Origin of the sequence: Klebsiella sp. SWET4, from assembly GCF_024296565.1 — a bacterium.
Taxonomy (GTDB): domain Bacteria; phylum Pseudomonadota; class Gammaproteobacteria; order Enterobacterales; family Enterobacteriaceae; genus Klebsiella; species Klebsiella variicola.
This window is the reverse complement of record NZ_JANCOB010000002.1, coordinates 254063-274819: the sequence shown is the minus strand read 5'-3', so window position 1 is coordinate 274819 and position 20757 is coordinate 254063. Positions and strand designations below refer to the sequence as shown.

The 20757-nt window shown below is 51.7% G+C and carries 18 protein-coding genes, 1 tRNA gene and 1 pseudogene; 14 read left to right on the top strand and 6 right to left on the bottom strand.

Going from position 1 to position 20757, the window contains the following annotated elements; all coding sequences use genetic code 11:
- Nucleotides 1-29 precede the first annotated feature (29 nt).
- The 3 genes from NKJ21_RS08140 to trmB are packed head-to-tail and all read right to left on the bottom strand — an operon-like array spanning nucleotide 30 to nucleotide 1845.
- Entirely contained in the window at nucleotides 30-749 is a 720-nt protein-coding gene (locus NKJ21_RS08140) for a DUF2884 domain-containing protein (protein WP_236744999.1), read from the bottom strand.
- A gap of 50 nt (nucleotides 750-799) precedes the next feature.
- Nucleotides 800-1126, bottom strand: coding sequence for a YggL family protein (locus NKJ21_RS08135; protein WP_012967224.1), 327 nt, complete (start codon nucleotides 1124-1126; stop codon nucleotides 800-802).
- Nucleotides 1126-1845 (bottom strand): tRNA (guanosine(46)-N7)-methyltransferase TrmB, encoded by a 720-nt coding sequence (gene trmB, locus NKJ21_RS08130; RefSeq protein ID WP_002916627.1) that lies wholly within the window; start codon nucleotides 1843-1845, stop codon nucleotides 1126-1128. Before trmB ends, NKJ21_RS08135 begins: the two co-directional genes overlap by 1 nt.
- Before the next feature lie 136 nt (nucleotides 1846-1981).
- Between trmB and mutY the strand changes: the two genes are divergently transcribed.
- The 4 genes from mutY to NKJ21_RS08110 all read left to right on the top strand — a co-directional run bounded on the left by mutY (nucleotide 1982) and on the right by NKJ21_RS08110 (nucleotide 5920).
- Nucleotides 1982-3040 (top strand): A/G-specific adenine glycosylase, encoded by a 1059-nt coding sequence (mutY, locus tag NKJ21_RS08125; protein ID WP_239270435.1) that lies wholly within the window; start codon nucleotides 1982-1984, stop codon nucleotides 3038-3040.
- A 28-nt stretch (nucleotides 3041-3068) separates the two neighbouring features.
- The gene (locus NKJ21_RS08120) at nucleotides 3069-3344 is read left to right on the top strand and encodes an oxidative damage protection protein (protein WP_004105744.1); all 276 of its coding nucleotides are present in this window, start codon (nucleotides 3069-3071) and stop codon (nucleotides 3342-3344) included.
- A gap of 48 nt (nucleotides 3345-3392) precedes the next feature.
- Nucleotides 3393-4475: a membrane-bound lytic murein transglycosylase MltC gene (gene mltC, locus NKJ21_RS08115; RefSeq protein ID WP_012540557.1), complete on the top strand. Its 1083-nt coding sequence runs from the start codon at nucleotides 3393-3395 to the stop codon at nucleotides 4473-4475.
- Nucleotides 4476-4666: 191 nt separating this feature from the next.
- The gene (locus tag NKJ21_RS08110; RefSeq protein ID WP_012967223.1) at nucleotides 4667-5920 is read left to right on the top strand and encodes a nucleoside permease; all 1254 of its coding nucleotides are present in this window, start codon (nucleotides 4667-4669) and stop codon (nucleotides 5918-5920) included.
- A gap of 43 nt (nucleotides 5921-5963) precedes the next feature.
- On the opposite strand, the gene NKJ21_RS08105 is transcribed toward NKJ21_RS08110, so the two are convergent.
- The gene (locus tag NKJ21_RS08105) at nucleotides 5964-8102 is read right to left on the bottom strand and encodes an ornithine decarboxylase (protein ID WP_008806477.1); all 2139 of its coding nucleotides are present in this window, start codon (nucleotides 8100-8102) and stop codon (nucleotides 5964-5966) included.
- Between the two features lie 419 nt (nucleotides 8103-8521).
- Here NKJ21_RS08105 and NKJ21_RS08100 point away from each other — a divergent pair, with 419 nt between their 5' ends.
- The 5 genes and pseudogenes from NKJ21_RS08100 to NKJ21_RS08080 all read left to right on the top strand — a co-directional run bounded on the left by NKJ21_RS08100 (nucleotide 8522) and on the right by NKJ21_RS08080 (nucleotide 13701).
- Nucleotides 8522-9235 (top strand): DUF554 domain-containing protein, encoded by a 714-nt coding sequence (locus NKJ21_RS08100; RefSeq protein ID WP_032733809.1) that lies wholly within the window; start codon nucleotides 8522-8524, stop codon nucleotides 9233-9235.
- A 105-nt stretch (nucleotides 9236-9340) separates the two neighbouring features.
- Nucleotides 9341-9416: transfer RNA gene (locus NKJ21_RS08095), tRNA-Phe, on the top strand.
- Nucleotides 9417-9739: 323 nt separating this feature from the next.
- A pseudogene (locus NKJ21_RS08090) lies at nucleotides 9740-9974 on the top strand (Arm DNA-binding domain-containing protein); the annotation flags it as partial.
- Nucleotides 9975-10207: 233 nt separating this feature from the next.
- The gene (locus NKJ21_RS08085) at nucleotides 10208-11107 is read left to right on the top strand and encodes a DUF1837 domain-containing protein (protein ID WP_223175346.1); all 900 of its coding nucleotides are present in this window, start codon (nucleotides 10208-10210) and stop codon (nucleotides 11105-11107) included.
- Between the two features lie 5 nt (nucleotides 11108-11112).
- A complete protein-coding gene (locus NKJ21_RS08080) occupies nucleotides 11113-13701 on the top strand; it encodes a helicase-related protein (protein ID WP_080928858.1) in 2589 nt (862 codons plus the stop codon).
- 35 nt (nucleotides 13702-13736) lie between these two features.
- On the opposite strand, the gene NKJ21_RS08075 is transcribed toward NKJ21_RS08080, so the two are convergent.
- The gene (locus NKJ21_RS08075) at nucleotides 13737-14879 is read right to left on the bottom strand and encodes a Fic family protein (RefSeq protein WP_048268211.1); all 1143 of its coding nucleotides are present in this window, start codon (nucleotides 14877-14879) and stop codon (nucleotides 13737-13739) included.
- 753 nt (nucleotides 14880-15632) lie between these two features.
- Here NKJ21_RS08075 and NKJ21_RS08070 point away from each other — a divergent pair.
- Together NKJ21_RS08070 and NKJ21_RS08065 are read left to right on the top strand one after the other, a co-directional pair.
- Nucleotides 15633-17009 carry a cystathionine beta-synthase gene (locus NKJ21_RS08070; RefSeq protein WP_016161835.1) on the top strand — a complete coding sequence of 459 codons (1377 nt, stop codon included), beginning with the start codon at nucleotides 15633-15635 and terminating at the stop codon, nucleotides 17007-17009.
- 11 nt (nucleotides 17010-17020) lie between these two features.
- Entirely contained in the window at nucleotides 17021-18169 is a 1149-nt protein-coding gene (locus tag NKJ21_RS08065; RefSeq protein WP_008806488.1) for a PLP-dependent aspartate aminotransferase family protein, read from the top strand.
- On the opposite strand, the gene NKJ21_RS08060 is transcribed toward NKJ21_RS08065, so the two are convergent.
- Entirely contained in the window at nucleotides 18170-19081 is a 912-nt protein-coding gene (locus NKJ21_RS08060) for a LysR family transcriptional regulator (protein WP_008806489.1), read from the bottom strand. It lies immediately after the preceding gene.
- Nucleotides 19082-19178: 97 nt separating this feature from the next.
- On the opposite strand from NKJ21_RS08060, the gene NKJ21_RS08055 reads away from it, so the two are divergent.
- The 3 genes from NKJ21_RS08055 to NKJ21_RS08045 all read left to right on the top strand — a co-directional run bounded on the left by NKJ21_RS08055 (nucleotide 19179) and on the right by NKJ21_RS08045 (nucleotide 20600).
- On the top strand, nucleotides 19179-19781 hold the full coding sequence (locus tag NKJ21_RS08055; RefSeq protein WP_012540553.1) for a short chain dehydrogenase: 603 nt from the start codon (nucleotides 19179-19181) through the stop codon (nucleotides 19779-19781).
- Between the two features lie 86 nt (nucleotides 19782-19867).
- The gene (locus tag NKJ21_RS08050; RefSeq protein WP_012540552.1) at nucleotides 19868-20212 is read left to right on the top strand and encodes a hypothetical protein; all 345 of its coding nucleotides are present in this window, start codon (nucleotides 19868-19870) and stop codon (nucleotides 20210-20212) included.
- A gap of 199 nt (nucleotides 20213-20411) precedes the next feature.
- Nucleotides 20412-20600: a hypothetical protein gene (locus tag NKJ21_RS08045; protein ID WP_008806492.1), complete on the top strand. Its 189-nt coding sequence runs from the start codon at nucleotides 20412-20414 to the stop codon at nucleotides 20598-20600.
- The last annotated feature ends 157 nt before the right edge of the window (nucleotides 20601-20757 follow it).

Here is a 20757-nt window from a genome sequence, read left to right as displayed (position 1 = left end):
TACCTGCAGGCGCAGGTAGCGAAATCAACTTACTTTAACGAGCCAACCAGCGATTTCCGGCTATCTTCCAGCGAGACAACCCGGCTGCAGACGTCCTTACCAAACTGCTGGAAATCGGCCTCCTGGTTTTTCCATTCATCCTGAATCGCCGTTTGCAGGCCGCCGAGGCTGCCGAGAATGCCCTGCAGCGGGTTGCCGCCGCCTTTGAGCACTGCTTTCGCACCCATCTCGTTAATACTGTCCTGCAGAATGCCGCCCATCGCCTGATTCACCAGCTGCTGACCATCGGCACGTACCTGGTCGATAGCTTTATAGTGGAAGGTCAGGCCATCGCTGCGGCGCTCAATGATGCGGTTCATCTGTTCTTTCAGCTGCGCATCCAGCTTGGTCAGGCGACCATGCATGCTGCTGTTGGCGCCAACCTGTTCGGTAATGATTTTATCCAGCGCCTTGCGGCCTTTTTCGACTCGCGAGCGCGCGCCTTCGTCAATCCACGGCAGGCTGCTGCGCAGACTGGCCTGATAGTCCTGCGCCTGCTCGCGCTGGGCGGCGCTGAGAGTATAGGCTTTACCGTTAAAGGTCAGGTTGCCGTCCGGTTTTATCACCAGATTGCCGTTTTCCCCTTTCACCTGCACCTGCTGCGGGCTGAGGATCACATCGTCACGCGGCGTGACGCTACACTGGTAGTCCGCATGGGCAGACAAAGCGGTGATGGAGAGCGCCACCGCCAGCAGCGTTTTACGCATCATAAAACTCCCTTAAGACAAAACGGGCCGGCAGCTGCCGACCCTTGTCAAACTTAGTCCCACCAGACGTCAAAAAGTTCGCTGGTGCGCACATCCTCTAACTTACGCGCTTCCAGCCATTGGCGTACGATGGCCTGATGCTCTTCGGTGCACTTACCGATCTCCTGCATGCAGATGAGCCCTTCCCAGGAGAGATAGCCGCTACCGTCGAAGGCCAGCTTGTTCGGCTCAATCACCTCTTCGATCAGATCGTTGACCGTCTGGTCGATCTGCTCTTCGGTGGTCCCTTCCGGGAAACGCCAGGCGACGGAGAAGCCTAACTCCTGAAACTCATCGATATGCATTTTTTTACGCAGACGACGGCTACGATTCTTGGCCATTATTTCACCCTCTCGAACATTAAGTCCCATACGCCGTGGCCGAGACGATGGCCACGCTGTTCAAATTTGGTTACCGGGCGCGATTCCGGGCGCGGTACGTAATCGTTGCTTGCCGACTGGTTACGATAGCCTTCCAGCGAGGACATCACTTCCAGCATATGCACGGCATAGGCTTCCCAGTCGGTCGCCATATGGAAGACGCCGCCGAGTTTCAGTTTGCTTTTGACCAGCTCAGCGAAAGGCGGCTGCACGATACGACGTTTATTATGACGCGCTTTATGCCACGGGTCAGGGAAAAACAGCTGCACCATATTCAGTGAGTTATCCGGGATCATGGTATGCAGCACTTCCACCGCATCGTGACACATCACGCGCAGATTTTGCACACCTTCTTCTTCAGCAGAAGCCAGACAGGCGCCAACGCCCGGGGAGTGCACTTCAATGCCGAGGAAATTCTGTTCCGGTTTGGCTTTCGCCATCGCCACCAGCGAAGCCCCCATGCCGAAACCAATTTCTAGTGTGACCGGCGCGTCGCGGCCAAACAGGGCAGCGAAATCGAGTGGCGCATCGTTGAATTCAACGCCCATCACCGGCCAAATGTTATCCAGCGCATGCTGCTGCCCTTTCGTCAGGCGCCCCTGGCGACGGACGAAGCTACGAATACGGCGCAGCGGGCGACCGTTTTCATCGAATTCCGGAGAAATGACGTCGTTTTTCATAAAAGTTAAGTCTGCTAGTGAAAGTGTTCGGAAAACGGGCATTATCCAAAGTTACCCGGCGGATGCAAGGGTTTACAGCCACTCGCCCTTGTGCTGCAATCTGCCACCCTGTAATCGCGATCCCGGAGCCATAGCTTTGACTTTTCTCGCCGCGCAATTTTCAGCCCAGGTCCTGGACTGGTACGACAAATACGGGCGTAAAACCCTGCCCTGGCAAATCGCCAAGACGCTCTACAAAGTATGGCTCTCCGAAGTGATGTTGCAACAAACCCAGGTGACCACGGTAATCCCGTATTTTGAACGCTTTATGGCGCGTTTCCCAACGGTGGTTGATTTAGCCAACGCGCCGCTGGATGAGGTGCTGCATCTGTGGACCGGCCTTGGCTACTACGCGCGGGCGCGCAATTTACATAAAGCCGCCCAGCAGGTGGCGACACAGCATGGCGGCATCTTCCCGCAATCCTTTGAGGAAGTGGCCGCGCTGCCCGGCGTCGGGCGTTCAACGGCAGGGGCGATTTTGTCGCTTTCGCTCGGTCAGCATTATCCGATTCTCGACGGCAACGTGAAGCGCGTGCTCGCCCGCTGCTATGCTGTCAGCGGCTGGCCGGGAAAAAAAGAGGTCGAAAAACGGCTGTGGGATATCAGCGAAGAGGTGACCCCGGCGCAAGGGGTAGAACGCTTCAACCAGGCGATGATGGATCTCGGGGCGATGGTTTGCACCCGCTCGAAGCCGAAGTGCGAGCTGTGCCCGTTGAGCAATGGCTGCGTGGCCTACGCGAATCATTCATGGGCGGAATATCCGGGCAAAAAACCGAAGCAGACCATCCCGGAACGCACCGGCTATTTCCTGCTGATGCAGCATGGCGACGAGGTGTTTCTCTCCCAGCGTCCGCCGGTGGGTTTGTGGGGCGGATTATTCTGTTTTCCGCAGTTTGCAGACGAAGCGGGGCTGCGCGAGTGGCTGGCGCAGCGTCAGATAAAGGCCGATAATCTGACGCAATTAACCGCCTTTCGCCACACTTTCAGCCATTTCCACCTGGATATTGTGCCGATGTGGCTTACAGTGCACTCATCTGGCGCATGCATGGATGAAGGCAACGCACTCTGGTATAACTTAGCGCAGCCGCCGTCGGTCGGACTGGCGGCCCCCGTGGAGCGCTTGTTGCAACAGTTAAAAGCCGGAACGCCGGTATAAATTTTTCGGCTATCAAAGAGGATTGATTATGAGCAGAACCATTTTTTGTACTTTCCTGCAACGTGAAGCGGACGGCCAGGATTTCCAGCTCTATCCGGGTGAGCTCGGTAAGCGCATTTACAACGAAATCTCCAAAGAAGCCTGGGCGCAGTGGCAGCATAAGCAGACCATGCTGATCAACGAGAAAAAACTCAGCATGATGAACCCGGAGCACCGCAAGCTGCTTGAGCAGGAGATGGTGCAGTTCCTGTTTGAAGGGAAAGACGTGCATATCGAAGGCTACACGCCGCCAGAAAAACAGTAAGGGCCCTGCGGCCTTTTAAAAACAAACACAACACGCACGCCCGGAATGATGAAAAAATACTTAGCGCTCGCGCTGATTGCGCCGTTGCTCGTTTCGTGTTCCAGCTCCAATAAAAAAGGCACCGAATACAACGAGGCCTGGGTCAAGGACACGAACGGATTCGATATCCTGATGGGCCAGTTTGCCCACAACATCGAGAACATTTGGGGGTATAACGAAGTCCTGCTCGCCGGGCCGAAGGACTACGTTAAATATACCGATCAGTACCAAACCCGTAGCCACATCAACTTTGATGCCGGGACGATCACCGTCGAGACCATCGCGGGCACCGATCCGCGCGGACGACTGCGCCAGGCGATCATCAAAACGCTGCTGATGGGCGATGACCCCAACTCCATTGACCTCTACTCTGACGTCGATGATATTCAGATCTCCAAAGAGCCGTTCCTCTATGGTCAGGTGGTGGATAACACCGGCGCGTCGATTCGCTGGGAGTGGCGCGCCGCGCGCTACGCCGATTATTTGCTGCAAACCCGCCTCAAGAGCCGCAACAATGGCCTGCGCGTGATCTACAGCATCACCATCAACCTGGTACCAAACCACCTCGACAAACGTGCGCATAAATACCTCGGCATGGTGCGCCAGGCCTCGCGTAAATACGGCGTTGATGAGTCGCTGATCCTTGCGATTATGCAAACAGAATCATCGTTTAACCCCTATGCGGTGAGCCACGCGGATGCCATGGGGCTGATGCAGGTCGTCCAGCACAGCGCGGGGAAAGACGTCTTCCGTTCGCAGGGCAAATCCGGCCTGCCGAGCCGCAGCTATCTGTTTGACCCGGCGAATAACATCGATACCGGCACCGCTTATCTGGCGATGCTGAACAATGTTTATCTCGCCGGCATCGATAACCCCACCTCGCGTCGCTACGCGGTGATCACCGCCTATAACGGCGGCGCCGGCAGCGTACTGCGCGTGTTCTCCAGCGATAAAGTCCAGGCGGCGAACATCATTAACAGCATGGCGCCAGGCGACGTCTACCAGACGCTCACCACCCGCCATCCGTCGGCCGAATCGCGCCGGTATCTGTATAAAGTTAACACTGCGCAGAAAAGCTATCGCCGCAAATAACCCCCCTCTCTTACAGGCCCGGACATCGCACTGGGCCTCTCTTTTTTATAGGACATACTTCGTAATATCTTTTCGATTTTCTGCGGCAGTTAACAGAAGCTTCTCACCCCTGAATGATAGAATCGCATCAAAATAACGGTGGTTATGTTATTTAATAAACATAACAAGCCCACATTCGTGAGGATAAATACATGAATCTTAAGCTGCAGCTAAAAATACTGTCGTTCCTGCAGTTCTGCCTTTGGGGGAGCTGGCTGACCACGCTCGGCTCGTACATGTTTGTCACGCTGAAGTTTGACGGCGCGGCAATCGGCGCAGTGTATAGCTCGCTCGGCATCGCCGCCGTCCTGATGCCAACGCTGCTCGGCATCGTCGCCGATAAATGGATCAGCGCCAAATGGGTATACGCCATCTGCCACCTGGTCGGCGCGTTAACGCTGTATCTGGCGGCGCAGGTCACCACGCCGGGCGAGATGTTCCTTGTGATCCTCCTCAACTCGCTGGCCTATATGCCGACGCTGGGGCTGATTAACACCATCTCTTACTATCGCCTGCAGTCGGCGGGGCTGGATATCGTCACCGATTTCCCGCCAATTCGTATCTGGGGCACCATCGGCTTTATCCTCGCCATGTGGGGCGTCAGCTTCTCGGGCTTCGAACTGAGCCATATGCAGTTGTACATTGGCGCGACGCTGTCGGTCTTGCTGGCGCTGTTCACCCTGACGCTGCCGCATATTCCGGTCGCCAACGCCCAGCGCAATCAAAGCTGGACGGAGATGCTGGGGCTTAACGCCTTTGCGCTGTTTAAAAACAAGCGCATGGCTATCTTCTTTATCTTCTCGATGATGCTCGGTGCCGAACTGCAAATCACCAATATGTTCGGCAACACCTTCCTGCATAGCTTCGATAAAGATCCGCTGTTTGCCGGCAGCTTTATCGTCGAGCACGCGTCAGTGCTGATGTCGATTTCGCAGATCTCCGAAACGCTGTTTATCCTGACCATCCCGTTCTTCCTTAGCCGCTACGGCATTAAGAACGTGATGCTGATTAGTATCGTGGCGTGGATGCTGCGCTTCGGCCTGTTCGCCTTTGGCGACCCGACACCGTTCGGCACTGTACTACTGGTGCTGTCGATGATCGTCTACGGCTGCGCCTTCGACTTCTTCAACATCTCCGGTTCGGTGTTCGTTGAGAAAGAGGTTCGTCCGGAAATCCGCGCCAGCGCCCAGGGGATGTTCCTGATGATGACCAACGGCTTCGGCTGCATTCTTGGCGGGATGGTGAGCGGCAAAGTGGTTGAGCACTTTACCGTCGAGGGGATCACTAACTGGCAGAGCGTATGGCTGATTTTCGCTGGCTATTCGCTGGTGTTGGCCTTTGCCTTCGTGGCACTGTTCAAATACAAACACGTCAGACAACCGACCGCCGCCCAGCAGAGCGCCTGATCGTCACAAGCAAAACGCCCCGCCTGCTCGGCGGGGCGTTTTTTTATCCCTTCAGCACGTAACCGTACAGCCGCTTAATGCCATCCGGATCCGTTTCGCTGTAAACCCCCTGCAGCTCCGGTGAGAAGCCCGGCAGCATATTGACCCCCTCCTCCAGCGCGAGGAAATAGCGCAGTACTGCCCCGCCCCAGATCTCGCCGGGCACCACGCATAATACCCCCGGCGGATAGGGCAGCGCCCCTTCAGCCGCGACGCGGCCTTCCGCTTCGCTCAGACGCACCAGCTCCACGTTGCCGCGGATAAATTCGCGGTTAGCATCCTGCGGATTCATCACCACGCGCGGGAAGCTCCGTTTACGGAACATCTCCTTTTGCAGGCTCTTCACATCAAAGCTGACGTACAGATCGTGCATCTCCTGGCACAGCTCGCGGAGTGTGTAATCGCGATAGCGCACCGGATATTTGTTGTAGATGGTCGGCAGCACGTCAGCCAGCGGCGTATCCGACTCAATATGCTGTTCGAACTGCCCCAGCATCGCCACCAGCTGCGCCATTTTTTCGGCGCTCTCCGCCGGCGTCAGCAGGAACAGAATCGAGTTGAGATCGCACTTCTCCGGCACGATGCCGTTTTCACGCAGATAATGCGCCAGAATGGTTGCCGGGATGCCAAACTCACTGTACTCCCCACTTTCAGCGTCAATGCCCGGGGTGGTCAGCAACAGCTTGCATGGGTCGACAAAATACTGGTCGTCCGCATAGCCCTCAAAACCATGCCAGCGCGCGTCGGGTTCGAAGCTGAAGAAGCGGCGCTCCCGGGCGATCGCCTCGGTCGGGTGATCCTGCCATGGACGCCCCGCCACCACTGGCGGAATAAAGGGCTGGATCATCTTGCAGTTAGCGATGATCGCTTTCCGCGCCTCAATGCCCAGCGCCACACACTCGGCCCACAGGCGGCGGCCGCTCTCACCTTCATGAATTTTGGCGTTGACGTCCAGCGCGGCAAACAGCGGATAGAACGGGCTGGTGGAGGCATGCAGCATAAAGGCGTTATTCAGCCGCTTGTGCGGACAGAAACGCGCCTGGCCGCGCAGATGGTTATCCTTTTTATGGATCTGCGACGTCTGTGAGAAGCCGGCCTGCTGCTTGTGCACGGACTGGGTGACAAAAATACCCGGATCGTCCGGGGTCAGCTCCAGCAGCAGCGGCGAGCAGTCGGCCATCATCGGGATAAACTGCTCATAGCCCACCCACGCCGAGTCGAACAGGATGTAATCGCAGAGGTGGCCTATTTTATCCACCACCTGGCGGGCGTTATAGACCGTGCCGTCGTAGGTCCCCAGCTGGATCACCGCCAGACGAAACGGGCGGGAGGCATTGGCTTTCTCAGGCGCCGCTTCGCGGATGAGATCCCGCAGGTAATGCTCATCAAAGCAGCGCTCGTCAATGCCGCCGATAAAACCGAACGGATTGCGCGCGGCTTCAAGATAGACCGGCGTCGCCCCCGCCTGAATCAGCGCCCCGTGATGGTTTGACTTGTGGTTGTTACGATCGAACAGCACCAGATCGCCGCGGGTCAACAGCGCATTGGTCACGACTTTGTTGGCCGCCGAGGTGCCGTTGAGGACGAAGTAGGTTTTATCCGCATTGAACACTTTCGCAGCGAACTTCTGCGCGTGCTTGGCCGACCCTTCGTGGATCAGCAGATCGCCTAATTTCACATCGGCGTTGCACATGTCGGCGCGAAAGACATTTTCGCCAAAAAAGTCATAGAACTGACGGCCTGCAGGGTGCTTTTTGAAAAACGCCCCGTGCTGATGCCCCGGACAGGCAAAAGTGCTGTTATCCATCTCGACGTACTGGGTCAGAGTATTGAAAAACGGCGGCAGCAGACGCGCTTCATAATCACAGGCCGCCGCCTCCAGCTCCAGCCACTCCTGATCTTTACCGGCGATCACCGCCTGCACCCCCTCTGGCCTCTCGACCGCCGTCTCACTCAGCAGGTAGACCGGCAGATTAAATCCGCTGCGTCTGAGGAGAGCAAGGATGCCGCTGCGACTGTCCGCCGCGGTGATGACGACTGCCGCCACATCGGTAAAATCGGTACTGTCCAGCGCCACAACGCGACGGTGGGTGGACAAGCGGGTGACCAGCTCGCAGCTGGCGGCAATGTGCATGGATTTCATAAGCGCAAATGCCCGTATCGGGAGTGTAAAAATCTCAGACAAGGAAACCTTGCCCAACGATGTGTCCGGGTCTGACGGATTTCAGCTCCGACCGCCGGACATCAGTAAAAGCAGACGCGTCCGATCTTACTGTTGCCCTACAGTGAGCATACGTGTCCTTCACCGCATGGTGAACAGAGGAGTAAGCGTAGCAAGATGAGGCAGCCCGCGCATCTGTGCGCGACGTCGCTGGCGAGATAATGGCAGTGTCGTCATCGGCGGCCTCATATCAGGGAGGAGAAAATTCGCGCAATCATGGCACCTTTCCCGAACAGGCGCAAGATGAAAACCGTATGCACTTATATCACGGATACACAAGCTTTCACGGCGGGTTAACGTCATAATAATGCGGTTATCAGGGATATTTAACAGGAGTCAGCGTGGTTACAGGACCTTTTATTAACGCCAGCGCGGTGCTGGTCGGCGGTGTGCTGGGCGCCTTGCTCAGTCAACGGTTGCCGGAACGGATCCGCACATCAATGACCTCAATTTTTGGCCTGGCGTCATTAGGCATCGGCATTTTACTGGTCATTAAGTGCGCCAATCTGCCAGTGATGGTGCTGTCGACCCTGGTGGGGACGCTGCTCGGCGAAATATGCAATATGGAAAAAGGCATCAATACGCTGGTCAGTAAGCTCCAGCAGTTGATGTCAGCGAAAGGCAAGAAAAAGGCTTCGGCTCATGAGTCTTATATTCAGAGCTATGTGGCGATTATCGTCCTGTTCTGCGCCAGCGGCACCGGCGTCTTCGGCGCCATGCGCGAAGGGATGACTGGCGACGCCAGCATTCTGATTGCTAAAGCGTTTCTCGACTTTTTCACTGCCACCATTTTCGCCTGCACCCTGGGCATTGCCGTCGCCGCCATCAGCGTGCCGATGCTGCTCATCCAGCTGACTCTTGCGGCCTGCGCGGCGATCATTATGCCGCTTACTACCCCGATGATGCTGGCGGATTTCAGCGCCGTCGGCGGTATGCTGCTGGTGGCCACCGGGCTGCGCATCTGCGGGATAAAAATGTTTGCGGTGGTGAATATGCTGCCTGCGCTGGTGCTGGCGATGCCAATTTCAGCGGCCTGGACGCTGTTTTTTACCTGAAGGCGCGTGCTTTTAGCGCAATGTGGTGATAGATTGTTCAGTCTGCTGCAAAACAGATAAATTTCGTTGACGAGGCGCGGCGATTACGGTTTAATGCGCCCCGTTGCCCGGATAGCTCAGTCGGTAGAGCAGGGGATTGAAAATCCCCGTGTCCTTGGTTCGATTCCGAGTCCGGGCACCACTATTTAAAGAACCCGCCCAAAAGGCGGGTTTTTGCTTTTCTACGACCGGACTCTCCATCGAACTGCGTTCGATTATTCGCCGCACAGCGGCTCACCCCTTCGGGGCCAGCGTGACACGCGCGCTGTTCAACGCCTGCGGCGTTAGTCCGAGTCCGGGCACCACTTTTCTGTTTTTATGCTTCTCTATGCACCCCATCGTTTATTAAATTCAATAGGTTAGATTAAAAATCTTTCCAGATACGTTTCTATTTATCTCTATGTATTCGGAAAATTTGGGGTCAAATTGCGGGTCATTCAGTTCGATGAATGAAGAGACCCTCATGTGACTCTGAATGACAGTAAAATCCGCGCTGCAAAGCCCCTCGCAAAATACTACAAGCTCACCGACACACAAGGTCTGTACCTGACGATATTTATCACCGACTCTAAGCTATGGTATTTCCGCTACCGTTTTGAAGGTGAGGAAATCCTCTGGCCTTTGGCCCTATCCATAGATTACGCTGGCGGAAGCCCACGAAAAGCGCGATGCGGCGCGTAAGCTGCTGATATCCGTAATTATTTTTTTTATAGGTAGTTTAACTTATTTGACATATTAAAAATCGCATTAGTAAAAAACATTCATTTCATTAATAAATTCTTGTCCAAATGGCTTACCGTGGTTCTAGGGTACAGCGAATTTAATTGAAAATTACTCTTGACTGTGTTTTTATACAGTATATATACTGTGAGTATAAAATCGACAAAACGAGGCACACATGATAAATTTCATCCATGATAACAACAAGGTATTATGGATATGCTGCTGCCCATACGAGTCAACAAGCGGTTCTTGAATTTATTTAGAACACTTACATTAGACAAAGCACCACGGCAATCTACCGTAAACTTACATGTTCTAAACATTGAGAGTAACAGTTTTGTTTATAACAAATTGGTTGAGGAATTAAGAGACTTAATAGTCTGTTACGTACATTCGAATAGAAGAATAGCTGAGTTTGAAAAAAATCATCCATCTTTTAGTCCCAAACCATATTTAGAGGCAATACAGAAATTTCGTACCTATACATCAAATGAAGGTGAGTTAGGTGAACTACTATTATACGCATTCCTTGAATCAGGTCTCAACGCACCTAAATTACTATCCAAAATGGAGCTAAAGACTGATGCAAATGATTATATCAAAGGTTCCGATGGTATACATTTATTAGAGATCGACAATAATTATCAACTAATCTTTGGCGAGTCCAAAATGTACTCGGACTTACTGGAGGGGGCTCGTGAAGCGTTTGACTCTATTGCTGACTTTAAAGCCAACGGATTAGGATTTGAACGAGGTCTAATAGATACTCATGTCATAAATGAAATGGTTACTGAAGAAGGATATGAGACAATAAAATCTATACTATTACCTTCAGGAAATAATGGGCCAAACCTTGATCTAGCTTTTGGCGTTTTCCTAGGATTTGAATTACCTGTTAGTGATACACAATTGTCTATGAGAAACAACGAATTCCGAGATTGGACATATTCATTAGTAAAAAATAATGCTTCTCGTGTAATTGATACGATAGAAAAAAGAATTATAAAGCATAAACTCTTTGGTCACGACTTTCATATATACATTGTCCCTTTCACAGACATAGATATCACTCGTAAAAAATTAATCCAAGAAATGCTAACAATTGGATAAAAATTATGAACGAAAAAGATGTAGCAAGAAAAATTCCATTAGCACAACGTCTTTCGATGGACGCTTATACAAGTAGCTATTTTAAAGAGATCTATAAATATATATCAATTTTATACGATAATTGTTTGTTTAATAATAACGGCACTCATAATCTGCTATTTGTTGACACAACAAAAATAGAGAAAGCTTTACGTTTTGCTGATATTCTATCTCATTCACTTGTTGAAGCTCATCGAACAAAATCATTTGAAATCATAAGTAAAATAGCTGCATTTCATTCAGATGATCCTTATTTTAAAATGATAGGTTCAGCGGTCATAAATCGTTTAGGTATATTTGCCGCAGATAATTTAATCTCACAAGGAGTACATTTACCGTTAGACCGAGAAATAGAATCATCCATAAAAAAATCATTCCAAAGAACTACTATAGATGGATTATTTTTTACAGACAAACAATATGAACTTTATCAATCCCTAATTACCTCAAACACTTTAAGCTTTGCCGGCCCTACGTCAATGGGGAAATCGTTTGTCATAAATGAATATATAAAACATATTGTTTTTGGTAATGCTAAAAAAAATATAGTGCTCATAGTCCCAACTAGAGCATTAATTAGCCAAAGTACATTAAAATTAAAAAATGAACTAAGAGATGAAATTGATGGCAATCAGTATAAGATAGTAACAACATCTTACATGCTCAGAGGAGGTATTGATCATAGTAAAGGGTATGTTTTCGTATTGACTCCAGAGAGATTAGTTAGTTTAATTAGTACATGTCCTGATATAATTATTGATTATATTTTTGTCGATGAAGCACAAAAACTTACTATTAAAAATGATACACGAAGTCTCGTAACCTATTCCGCGATCGAACAAACATTAAATTTAAATCCAAACGCAAAACTATTTTTCTCATCACCAAATTTATCCAACCCTGAAGTATTTAATGATTTATTTAATCGGGACCATGCTAAAGTTTATCGCAGCATAGAAGGCGCTACAGCTCAGAACTTATACTTTATTGATTTATTAAACAACAAGTTTAGTTATGTTGATAAAAACAAATTAATTGATATAGATAATGTTAATCAGACTTATACATCTGTTAATGATCTTATCTTCCAGATTAACAAAGGGAAAAGTAAGATTATTTACACTGGAGGTATCGATAATACATTATCTCGAACAAGGGATTTCCTACGTTACATAAAGAAATTACAAAGTAACAAGAAACCTCAAAATTTTGATCTAGCATCTCAGGTCCGAGAATTTGTGCATACCGGCTACGAACTTGCTGAAGCTATAGAGTATGGAGTAGCATTTCATTTCGGAAACCTGCCACAAGCAATAAGAGATCTTATTGAATACAACTTTAAAATAGGTAATATTGATTACCTGTTTTGCACATCAACTCTTCTTGAGGGGGTAAATTTACCCGCACGTTCAGTATTTATTTTGACATCAAAAAAGGGTACTAGATATTTTGAACCTGTGGATTTTTGGAATCTCGCAGGCAGAGCTGGAAGACTAGCCATAGAGTTAGCTGGTGATATATTTTGCGTAAAAGATGAAAGTGGGACCTGGAATGATAAAGCGGTAAAAAATTTAATTCTATCCAATAAAAATGAAATTGAACTAACTCCCAGCTTTTATCTTAACGATTCTAAAAGGATTAAAGAGCTAGAACAAATAATAAAAACTGGTTCTACTGAGGGGATTCAAAATAGCGAATTTCTCAGAACACTAAGTGATATGGTAAGGATTGATACCCTACGAACTGACAAAGCCAATAATTTACCACTTATCAATTATTTCAGAAATAATGGAAATAACGATATATTACATTATGCCTTGAAAAGCATAGATAACATTAACATACCTACACATATTTTATTAGCAAATAGCCATATTGCTATTAACTCACAACATAATGCATTTAATTGCATCAGGAATTATTCAATTGACGAACTAAAGTTATCATGGAATCCTACAAATGAAGAAATAAAAGAAAAATTGGCCCTCATATTCAATATTTATCAAATAGATAAATATAGTAAAGGATTAAACCGTCTTAATTTTAATTCAATTCCATATTACGCAGTCATTTTAACTAAGTGGATGCATGGCAATACATTAAGTGAAATTATCTCTGACGCGATTGTTTATTACATATCGAATAGAAAGAATATCTATCTTTCAGATAAGACTCAAGAGCCATTTGATCAAAATAATTCTATTCATATAACAAAATTAGTAAATGATACAATTAAAGATATAGAATTAAAAATAGGTTATCAACTACAAAATTATATTTCACATTATTGCCAACTTCTTTCACTTGTTTTTGAAAATAACCCGGGAGCAAATTGGTCACAATTCATAGAGTTTGGCTCGAATGATCCGATTGTATGGCAACTGCAATTTATGGGATTTTCCAGACATTGTGCAATATTTTTAAAGAAAAACTTCCCTAAACACCTTAAATATGATCAAGAAAACAATCAGTTATACATATTAAACAGAGCTGAAATCAAGTCAAAGGTTAAACAGAACAAATTATATTGGCTTGAAATTCAGGCCCTGCTTTAACATAACACCCCATCTGAATTACAGATGGGGTGTTATCACAAGTCAGGAATAAACCCCTCGTCCCGCAGAACCTTAATCACCCCACGAATCAGATACGAGTTAGAAAACTTCGCCGTATAGGTACGAGCCCCCTGTTCTACCGGCTGAAGCAGTCCCCGCTCAATCAGCTTACCAAGCTGATAAGTCACCTGCGTCGGTTTCAGATCGGGCAAAACAGCGCGGAGATCGCCCGCTTTTATCGTCCCCAGTTCAACAGAACGTTTCAAAACCTTTGATTCCAGCGGATTTATCACTCCTCTCTCCGACGAAAAATCGATGGCCGGATACAGGATCTTTTCACTCAGGAAAGCGTGGTTTGTCAGTTGATCGACTTTCTTCAGCTCAGAGGAGATCCCCGAAAGCACATATAAGCACCATTCTTCCAGCCCCTGCTCTGTTCCCTTATCGGCTAACGAAAGCATGGCGTAATAGCGTTCACGATCGTTACAAAATACCGCAGTCGGATTGAGTACCCGGCCACCTGCCTGAACATTAAAACCATACTTGATAAGTAACGCATAGGTCAGCAGCCTGACCGTTCGGCCATTACCATTGCCAAAGGGGTGTATCCAGCCAAAGCGGTGATGCACCAGTGCAATCTTCATCAGATCGTACTTTGGCTTATCGGCACGGTTAATAAAGGCGGTCAGTTCCGCCATATAATCAGCAACGCGGATGTGGTCCGGTGGCAGATGGTCAGACTGAGCGATGCTGACATTATGTTGTCGATATGCGCCGGGCGTTCTGTCGCCTTCCTGTTGCAGCCCGACGACAGCCAGACTATGCAACTCGCGGATAAAATATTCCGTTATCTCATCGCCGTTGCTCAGGTATTCGTCGATATACTCCATCGCGGCTTCAATATTATTGATTTCTTTGAGCTGGTCCGTCGAACTCTGCGTCCCTTCAACTTTGCTTTCAACATAGTCGGCAAGCGTGGTGTGATTTCCCTCAATCCTTGCAGAGCCAAGACTCTCCAGCATGTGGAAAACCGCCTTCAACTGCGCAAACAGGATAGGGTGAACATCGGTTTCCAGCCGCAGGTGTCGGAGTAACTCCAGTTCCGTCAGCGCATCGACCAAAGGGGAGTCAAAGCTGGGGTTCAGAAGCGAGAGTTCAAAGTGATTAAATTGAGCCATGATGTTTAGTTATCTCAACTGGTGCATGACGATATCTCAAAAGTATACCAAAAATACTAATAGAATCTATAAATTAGAAAAAACATCGTTTCTGATTATCTCAAAAACCGTTGTTCCAACATATCAAATATAAGTTTGAAAGATGTTCAACACTAAAGGGAATGGGGCTTTGATTGCATAATGTAGGAGGGGTTGTTTGGCGCTGCTATGTATGGAGTTCCAGCCACTATATGTGGACCTCAGACCGTTATGTGTGGACTTGACTCCACACATAACGAAACCCCATTCGCTAAATAACGATTTTTTATGGGGGCCTTCGTGGGGCGCTGTTTACAAGAAATACCAACAACACCAATAACAAACAGCACGTTAATCGTGGATATGATTCCGAGTCCGCCACTTATTCAGAGAACCCAGCCTATGGCTGGGTTTTTGCTTTTCTGCGCCCTATATCTGTGGGTTTCTACCACGCCGTATCCTCTGTGCCATTAAGGCCTATTCCCCATAGAATTTTTTCGAAAATACATTTTCAGATATCAGATAACACGCTGATTCAAATCGCCATTTTCTCGCTAAAAGCGGCTAAAAACGCCCTTTTCTGGCAATCGATCCGCCCAGGTGGCTACCCTGCTTTCCCTCCAGATGGCCAAATAGCATCTTATATTCCATTTGACGCTAACAGGCAGAGAAATGTTCTTTAAATTACTGTTTTCACAGCTCTACCATGCAAAAATATCTTAAACGAGTGGGTAAATGGTTATGTCACTGTTTCATTCCGTGAGCGACCTGATCGGTCATACTCCCCTGCTCCAGTTGCACAAACTGGATACCGGCCCCTGCAGTCTGTTTTTAAAACTGGAAAATCAGAATCCCGGCGGGTCAATTAAAGATCGCGTTGCGCTGTCGATGATTAATGAAGCCGAGCGCCAGGGAAAACTGGCGCCCGGAGGAACGATAATCGAAGCCACCGCCGGCAACACCGGCCTCGGCCTGGCGCTGATCGCGGCGCAGAAAAATTACCGGCTGATCCTGGTGGTGCCGGACAAAATGAGCCGCGAGAAAATCTTTCACCTGCGGGCGCTGGGCGCGACGGTGCTGCTCACCCGTTCCGACGTCAATAAAGGCCATCCGGCCTATTATCAGGATTATGCCCGCCGCCTTGCCGATGAAACCCCGGGCGCCTTTTATATCGACCAGTTTAATAACGACGCCAATCCGCTGGCCCATGCCACCTCCACTGCGCCGGAGCTTTATCAGCAGCTGGAGGGCGATATCGACGCCGTCGTCGTCGGCGTCGGCTCCGGCGGTACGCTGGGCGGGCTTCAGGCCTGGTTTGCTGAACACTCGCCGAAAACGGAATTTATTCTCGCCGATCCGGCGGGTTCCATTCTTGCCGATCAGGTCGATACCGGACGCTACGGCGAAACGGGATCCTGGCTGGTCGAAGGGATCGGCGAAGATTTTATCCCGCCGCTGGCCAGGCTGGAGGGGGTACATACCGCGTATCGCGTCAGCGACCGCGAAGCGTTCCAGACTGCGCGCCAGCTGCTGCAGGTCGAGGGCGTGCTGGCCGGCTCTTCCACCGGCACCTTGCTCAGCGCCGCCCTGCGCTACTGCCGGGCACAAAGCCGTCCGAAACGGGTGGTGACCTTCGCCTGTGATAGCGGCAATAAATACCTGTCCAAAATGTTCAACGATGACTGGATGCGCCAGCAAGGACTGATCGCCCGGCCCGAACAGGGCGATCTCAGTGATTTTATCGCCCTGCGCCATGACGAAGGCGCCACCGTCACGGCCGCGCCGGACGACACCCTGGCCGCAGTCTTTACCCGCATGCGGCTGTATGACATCTCCCAACTGCCGGTGCTGGAGGATGGCCACGTGGTCGGCATTGTCGATGAGTGGGATTTGATCCGCCACGTACAGGGCGATCGCCAACGCTTCTCCCTGCCGGTCAGCGAAGCGATGAGCCGCCATGTTGAAACTCTCGATAAGCGTGCGCCAGAGAGCGAACTGCAGGCTATTCTCGATCGCGGTCTGGTGGCGGTGATCGCTGACAACGCGCGTTTTCTTGGCCTGGTCACCCGCAGCGATGTACTAACCGCCTGGCGTAACCGAGTCGCACAATAAGGAATTTTTTTATGTCATCTATCCACACCCTGAGCGTACATAGCGGAACCTTCACCGACAGCCACGGCGCAGTGATGCCGCCGATTTACGCCACCTCCACTTTTGCTCAGCCGGCGCCGGGGCAGCATACCGGCTATGAATATTCCCGCAGCGGGAACCCTACCCGCCACGCGCTGGAGACGGCGATCGCCGACCTGGAAAACGGCACGCGCGGCTACGCGTTCGCCTCCGGGCTGGCCGCCATCTCCACCGTGCTGGAGCTGCTGGATAAGGACAGTCACCTGGTGGCGGTCGATGATGTGTATGGCGGCACTTACCGCCTGCTGGAAAACGTGCGCCGCCGTAGCGCTGGTCTGCAGGTGAGCTGGGTGAAACCCGACGACCTGAAGGGGATTGAAGCGGCGATCCGCCCCGATACGCGCATGATCTGGGTGGAAACGCCCACCAACCCGCTGCTGAAGCTGGCGGATCTCAGCGCCATCGCCGCCATCGCGCGACGCCATAACCTGATCAGCGTCGCCGATAACACCTTCGCCTCGCCGGCGATCCATCGCCCGCTGGAGCATGGATTTGATATTGTGGTGCACTCCGCGACCAAATACCTCAACGGCCATTCCGATGTCGTCGCCGGCCTGGCGGTGGTTGGCGATAACTCCGAGCTCGCGGAAAAGCTTGGCTATCTGCAGAATGCGGTAGGCGGTGTACTCGACCCGTTCAGCAGCTTCCTGACGCTACGTGGTATCCGTACCCTGGCGCTGCGGATGGAGCGCCACAGCGCGAACGCGCTGCAGCTCGCCGAATGGCTGGAACAGCAGCCGGAAGTGGAGCGAGTCTGGTTCCCCTGGCTGGCCTCGCACCCGCATCATCAGCTGGCGCGGCAGCAAATGGCGCTGCCCGGCGGCATGATTTCGGTGGTGGTGAAGGGCGATGAAGGTTACGCCGAGCGCATTATCAGCAAGCTGCGCTGGTTTACGCTTGCGGAGAGCCTGGGCGGCGTGGAGAGTCTGGTGAGCCAGCCGTTCAGCATGACCCATGCCTCGATCCCGCTGGAGAAACGTCTGGCGAATGGCATCACGCCCCAGCTGATCCGCCTGTCGGTGGGGATCGAAGATCCCAACGATCTGATTGCCGACTGGCAGCAGGCGCTGCGGGAGGAGTGATTATTCCGACGCGCGGGTCATTGTCAGCGCGTCGGCCATTCCCTGCTGAAGATGGGCAATAAACTGCGTCAGCTTCGGCAGGGGCCGACGATCCTGGCGCCAGAGCAGATGCACGGGTCTCGGCTGCGGGGTCCAGGCCTCCAGCACCCGCACCAGGCTGCCGCTGGCCAGCGCATCGGCCAGCAGCACCTCCGGCTGCATCAGCAGCCCGGCCCCGGCGATTGCTGCCTGGCGCAGCGCGTAGCCATCATTGCAGCGTAAAATCGCATCGCGCTTCCAGCGCACTTCCCCCTCCATGCCCGGCAGCCGCCACTCGTTGCGGGCGGTCCAGACCGTATGGGACAGGCAGAGATGATCGGCGAGATCCTCTGGCGTCCCGGGGGTCCCGTAACGCGCCAGATAAGCCGGCGCGGCGCAGATCACCATCCGATACGGCGCCAGATAGCGGGCCACCAGATCCTCCTGATGGATCTCGCCAATGCGGATCGCCAGATCGACCCCCTCATCCACCAGATCGACCATCCGGTTAGTCAGATCCAGTTCCACCCGGACCGCAGGCCAGGCCTGCAGGAAGGTGGCGGTCAGGGGCGCGATCACGCTGGCGCCAAACGAGGTGGGGGCGCTCACCCGCAGAGTGCCGGCGGGCGCCAGCCGCAGCCGCTCGACCGCGCTTTCGGCGATGGAGACCTGCTCCATCACCCGTTTCGCTTCGTCAAAATAGACCCGCCCGGCGTCGGTGAGGCTCTGGCGTCGGGTGTTACGCTCCAGCAGACGCGTCGCCAGCTGGCTTTCCAGCTGGGCGATATATTTTCCGACCATCACCGCCGACAGCCCCAGGCGCGACGCCGCCCCGGTAAAGCTGCCGCACTCCACCACGGCAATAAACGTCTCCATCCCTCGTAACTTATCCATATTGCTAACCTCTGGTTAGTAATGTTCTAACTTTTAGCCAGTTTATCCGATATTCGTTTTATTAAAGAATAGCCTCTCACCTCATCAGGAGTCAGCCATGAAAATTATCGTTATCGGTGCCAGCGGCACCATCGGTCGTGCGGTCAGCGAAGAGCTGAGCCAGAGACATGACGTTATCCGCGTCGGCCGCACCCGGGGGGATTATCAGGTGGATATCACCTCGCAGGAGAGCGTCGAGGCGCTGTTTGCCCAAACGGGCGAAGTAGATGCGATTGTCTCCACCACCGGCAATCTGCACTTTGGGCCGTTAAGCACCATGACCGACAGTCAGTTCAACCTCGGGCTGCAGGACAAGCTGCTGGGGCAAATTCGCCTGGCGCTAATCGGGCAGCATTTCCTGCGCGACGGCGGGTCGATTACCCTGGTCAGCGGTATTGTCGCCCAGGAGCCCATTGCTCAGGGGGTCAATGCCACGACGGTCAACGCCGGTCTGGAAGGCTTTGTGCGCGCCGCCGCCTGCGAACTGCCACGCGGGATCCGCATCAATCTCATTAGCCCCACCGTGCTCAGCGAGTCGCTGGCGGCCTACGGCGACTTTTTCCCGGGCTTTGCCAGCGTCCCCGCCGCCGCCGTGGCGCAGGCCTATCGTCGCAGCATTGAAGGCGTTCAGACCGGCCGCATCTACCCGGTCGGCTACTAGCCTGCGCCGGCCCGCCGGGGCCGGCGCTTACATCAGGCCGTCATTGCAGGTACACTGACGGCTGATTGTCTCCGACCGAAAAACTGATGTTGAAAAAATTACCTTTTATTATCCCGCTTTTGGCGCTTATCGCGCTGCTGGTCTGGTGGTTCACCCCGCATTACACCGCAGATGAAGAAGCCTACTACCGGGCAGTCTTTTGCATGATCGATCATGACGACAGCCGCCAGTTCCTCCACGATATGCAAAATATCGTCGAAGGGGGAAATTCGGACTATGCATTGCATAAAACCCATTACCTGCCGGCGCTGGGGCAGCGGATGCTGGACACCTGGCGCCAGCTCAGCGCGCAGGAGCAGCAAACACTGGGCGAAGATCGGCAGCGCTGTGGCGAGATATTGCGCGAAAAACAGCAGGGAAAATCATCCTGATGGGGGGCGAAATCGCAGTATATCTTCAGCGTCGAATGAGATTTTGCTGTTGGTAGCCAGATGACCGCCATAAAACACCCCGCTCTTGCGGGGCCGCGATATGACGTTTTTTTCTGCTGCGACATACTATAAAAAGTAGTTGATCTGGTACGAACTAACTCTTATTTTGCTTCTCAGTTTTCAAAATGAGATAAAACTGATGCCAGTCATTATTGCCAGTAGTATTAAAGAAGCCAACGCATTGATTAACGGTGGGAAATACAGGGAAATTATTCTCAACTTCGATATTGATGCCGATGACTTTTTCTCTCTCGCCAGCCATTCTGCTGGGACAAAAATCTCCATCTCCGACCGAAACGATCGCTCTCCGGTAAAATCAGAAAAATAATTAACCCGCGAGGGACATTTATGTGGTTGTTTATTGGCACCTTTGCGGTTGCTTTTCTCGCAGCGCTGATGCTGGTCTGGCTGGATGACCGGATCGCCGAGACAGATTGACCCTGGCGCTGGACGCTAACGTCAGTTCCTCCCGCTCTCGCCGCGAA

What these genes read in the sequence shown, in the direction of transcription:
- NKJ21_RS08065 (WP_008806488.1), top strand. Translation starts at nt 17,021, where the DNA reads ATGTCATCTATCCACACCCTGAGCGTACATAGCGGAACCTTCACCGAC.
- NKJ21_RS08050 (WP_012540552.1), top strand. Translation starts at nt 19,868, where the DNA reads ATGTTGAAAAAATTACCTTTTATTATCCCGCTTTTGGCGCTTATCGCG.
- NKJ21_RS08085 (WP_223175346.1), top strand. Translation starts at nt 10,208, where the DNA reads ATGGATATGCTGCTGCCCATACGAGTCAACAAGCGGTTCTTGAATTTA.
- NKJ21_RS08060 (WP_008806489.1), bottom strand. Translation starts at nt 19,081, where the DNA reads ATGGATAAGTTACGAGGGATGGAGACGTTTATTGCCGTGGTGGAGTGC.
- NKJ21_RS08135 (WP_012967224.1), bottom strand. Translation starts at nt 1,126, where the DNA reads ATGGCCAAGAATCGTAGCCGTCGTCTGCGTAAAAAAATGCATATCGAT.
- NKJ21_RS08045 (WP_008806492.1), top strand. Translation starts at nt 20,412, where the DNA reads ATGCCAGTCATTATTGCCAGTAGTATTAAAGAAGCCAACGCATTGATT.
- NKJ21_RS08110 (WP_012967223.1), top strand. Translation starts at nt 4,667, where the DNA reads ATGAATCTTAAGCTGCAGCTAAAAATACTGTCGTTCCTGCAGTTCTGC.
- NKJ21_RS08120 (WP_004105744.1), top strand. Translation starts at nt 3,069, where the DNA reads ATGAGCAGAACCATTTTTTGTACTTTCCTGCAACGTGAAGCGGACGGC.
- NKJ21_RS08105 (WP_008806477.1), bottom strand. Translation starts at nt 8,102, where the DNA reads ATGAAATCCATGCACATTGCCGCCAGCTGCGAGCTGGTCACCCGCTTG.
- NKJ21_RS08075 (WP_048268211.1), bottom strand. Translation starts at nt 14,879, where the DNA reads ATGGCTCAATTTAATCACTTTGAACTCTCGCTTCTGAACCCCAGCTTT.
- NKJ21_RS08055 (WP_012540553.1), top strand. Translation starts at nt 19,179, where the DNA reads ATGAAAATTATCGTTATCGGTGCCAGCGGCACCATCGGTCGTGCGGTC.
- trmB (WP_002916627.1), bottom strand. Translation starts at nt 1,845, where the DNA reads ATGAAAAACGACGTCATTTCTCCGGAATTCGATGAAAACGGTCGCCCG.
- mltC (WP_012540557.1), top strand. Translation starts at nt 3,393, where the DNA reads ATGAAAAAATACTTAGCGCTCGCGCTGATTGCGCCGTTGCTCGTTTCG.
- NKJ21_RS08080 (WP_080928858.1), top strand. Translation starts at nt 11,113, where the DNA reads ATGAACGAAAAAGATGTAGCAAGAAAAATTCCATTAGCACAACGTCTT.
- NKJ21_RS08070 (WP_016161835.1), top strand. Translation starts at nt 15,633, where the DNA reads ATGGTTATGTCACTGTTTCATTCCGTGAGCGACCTGATCGGTCATACT.
- NKJ21_RS08140 (WP_236744999.1), bottom strand. Translation starts at nt 749, where the DNA reads ATGATGCGTAAAACGCTGCTGGCGGTGGCGCTCTCCATCACCGCTTTG.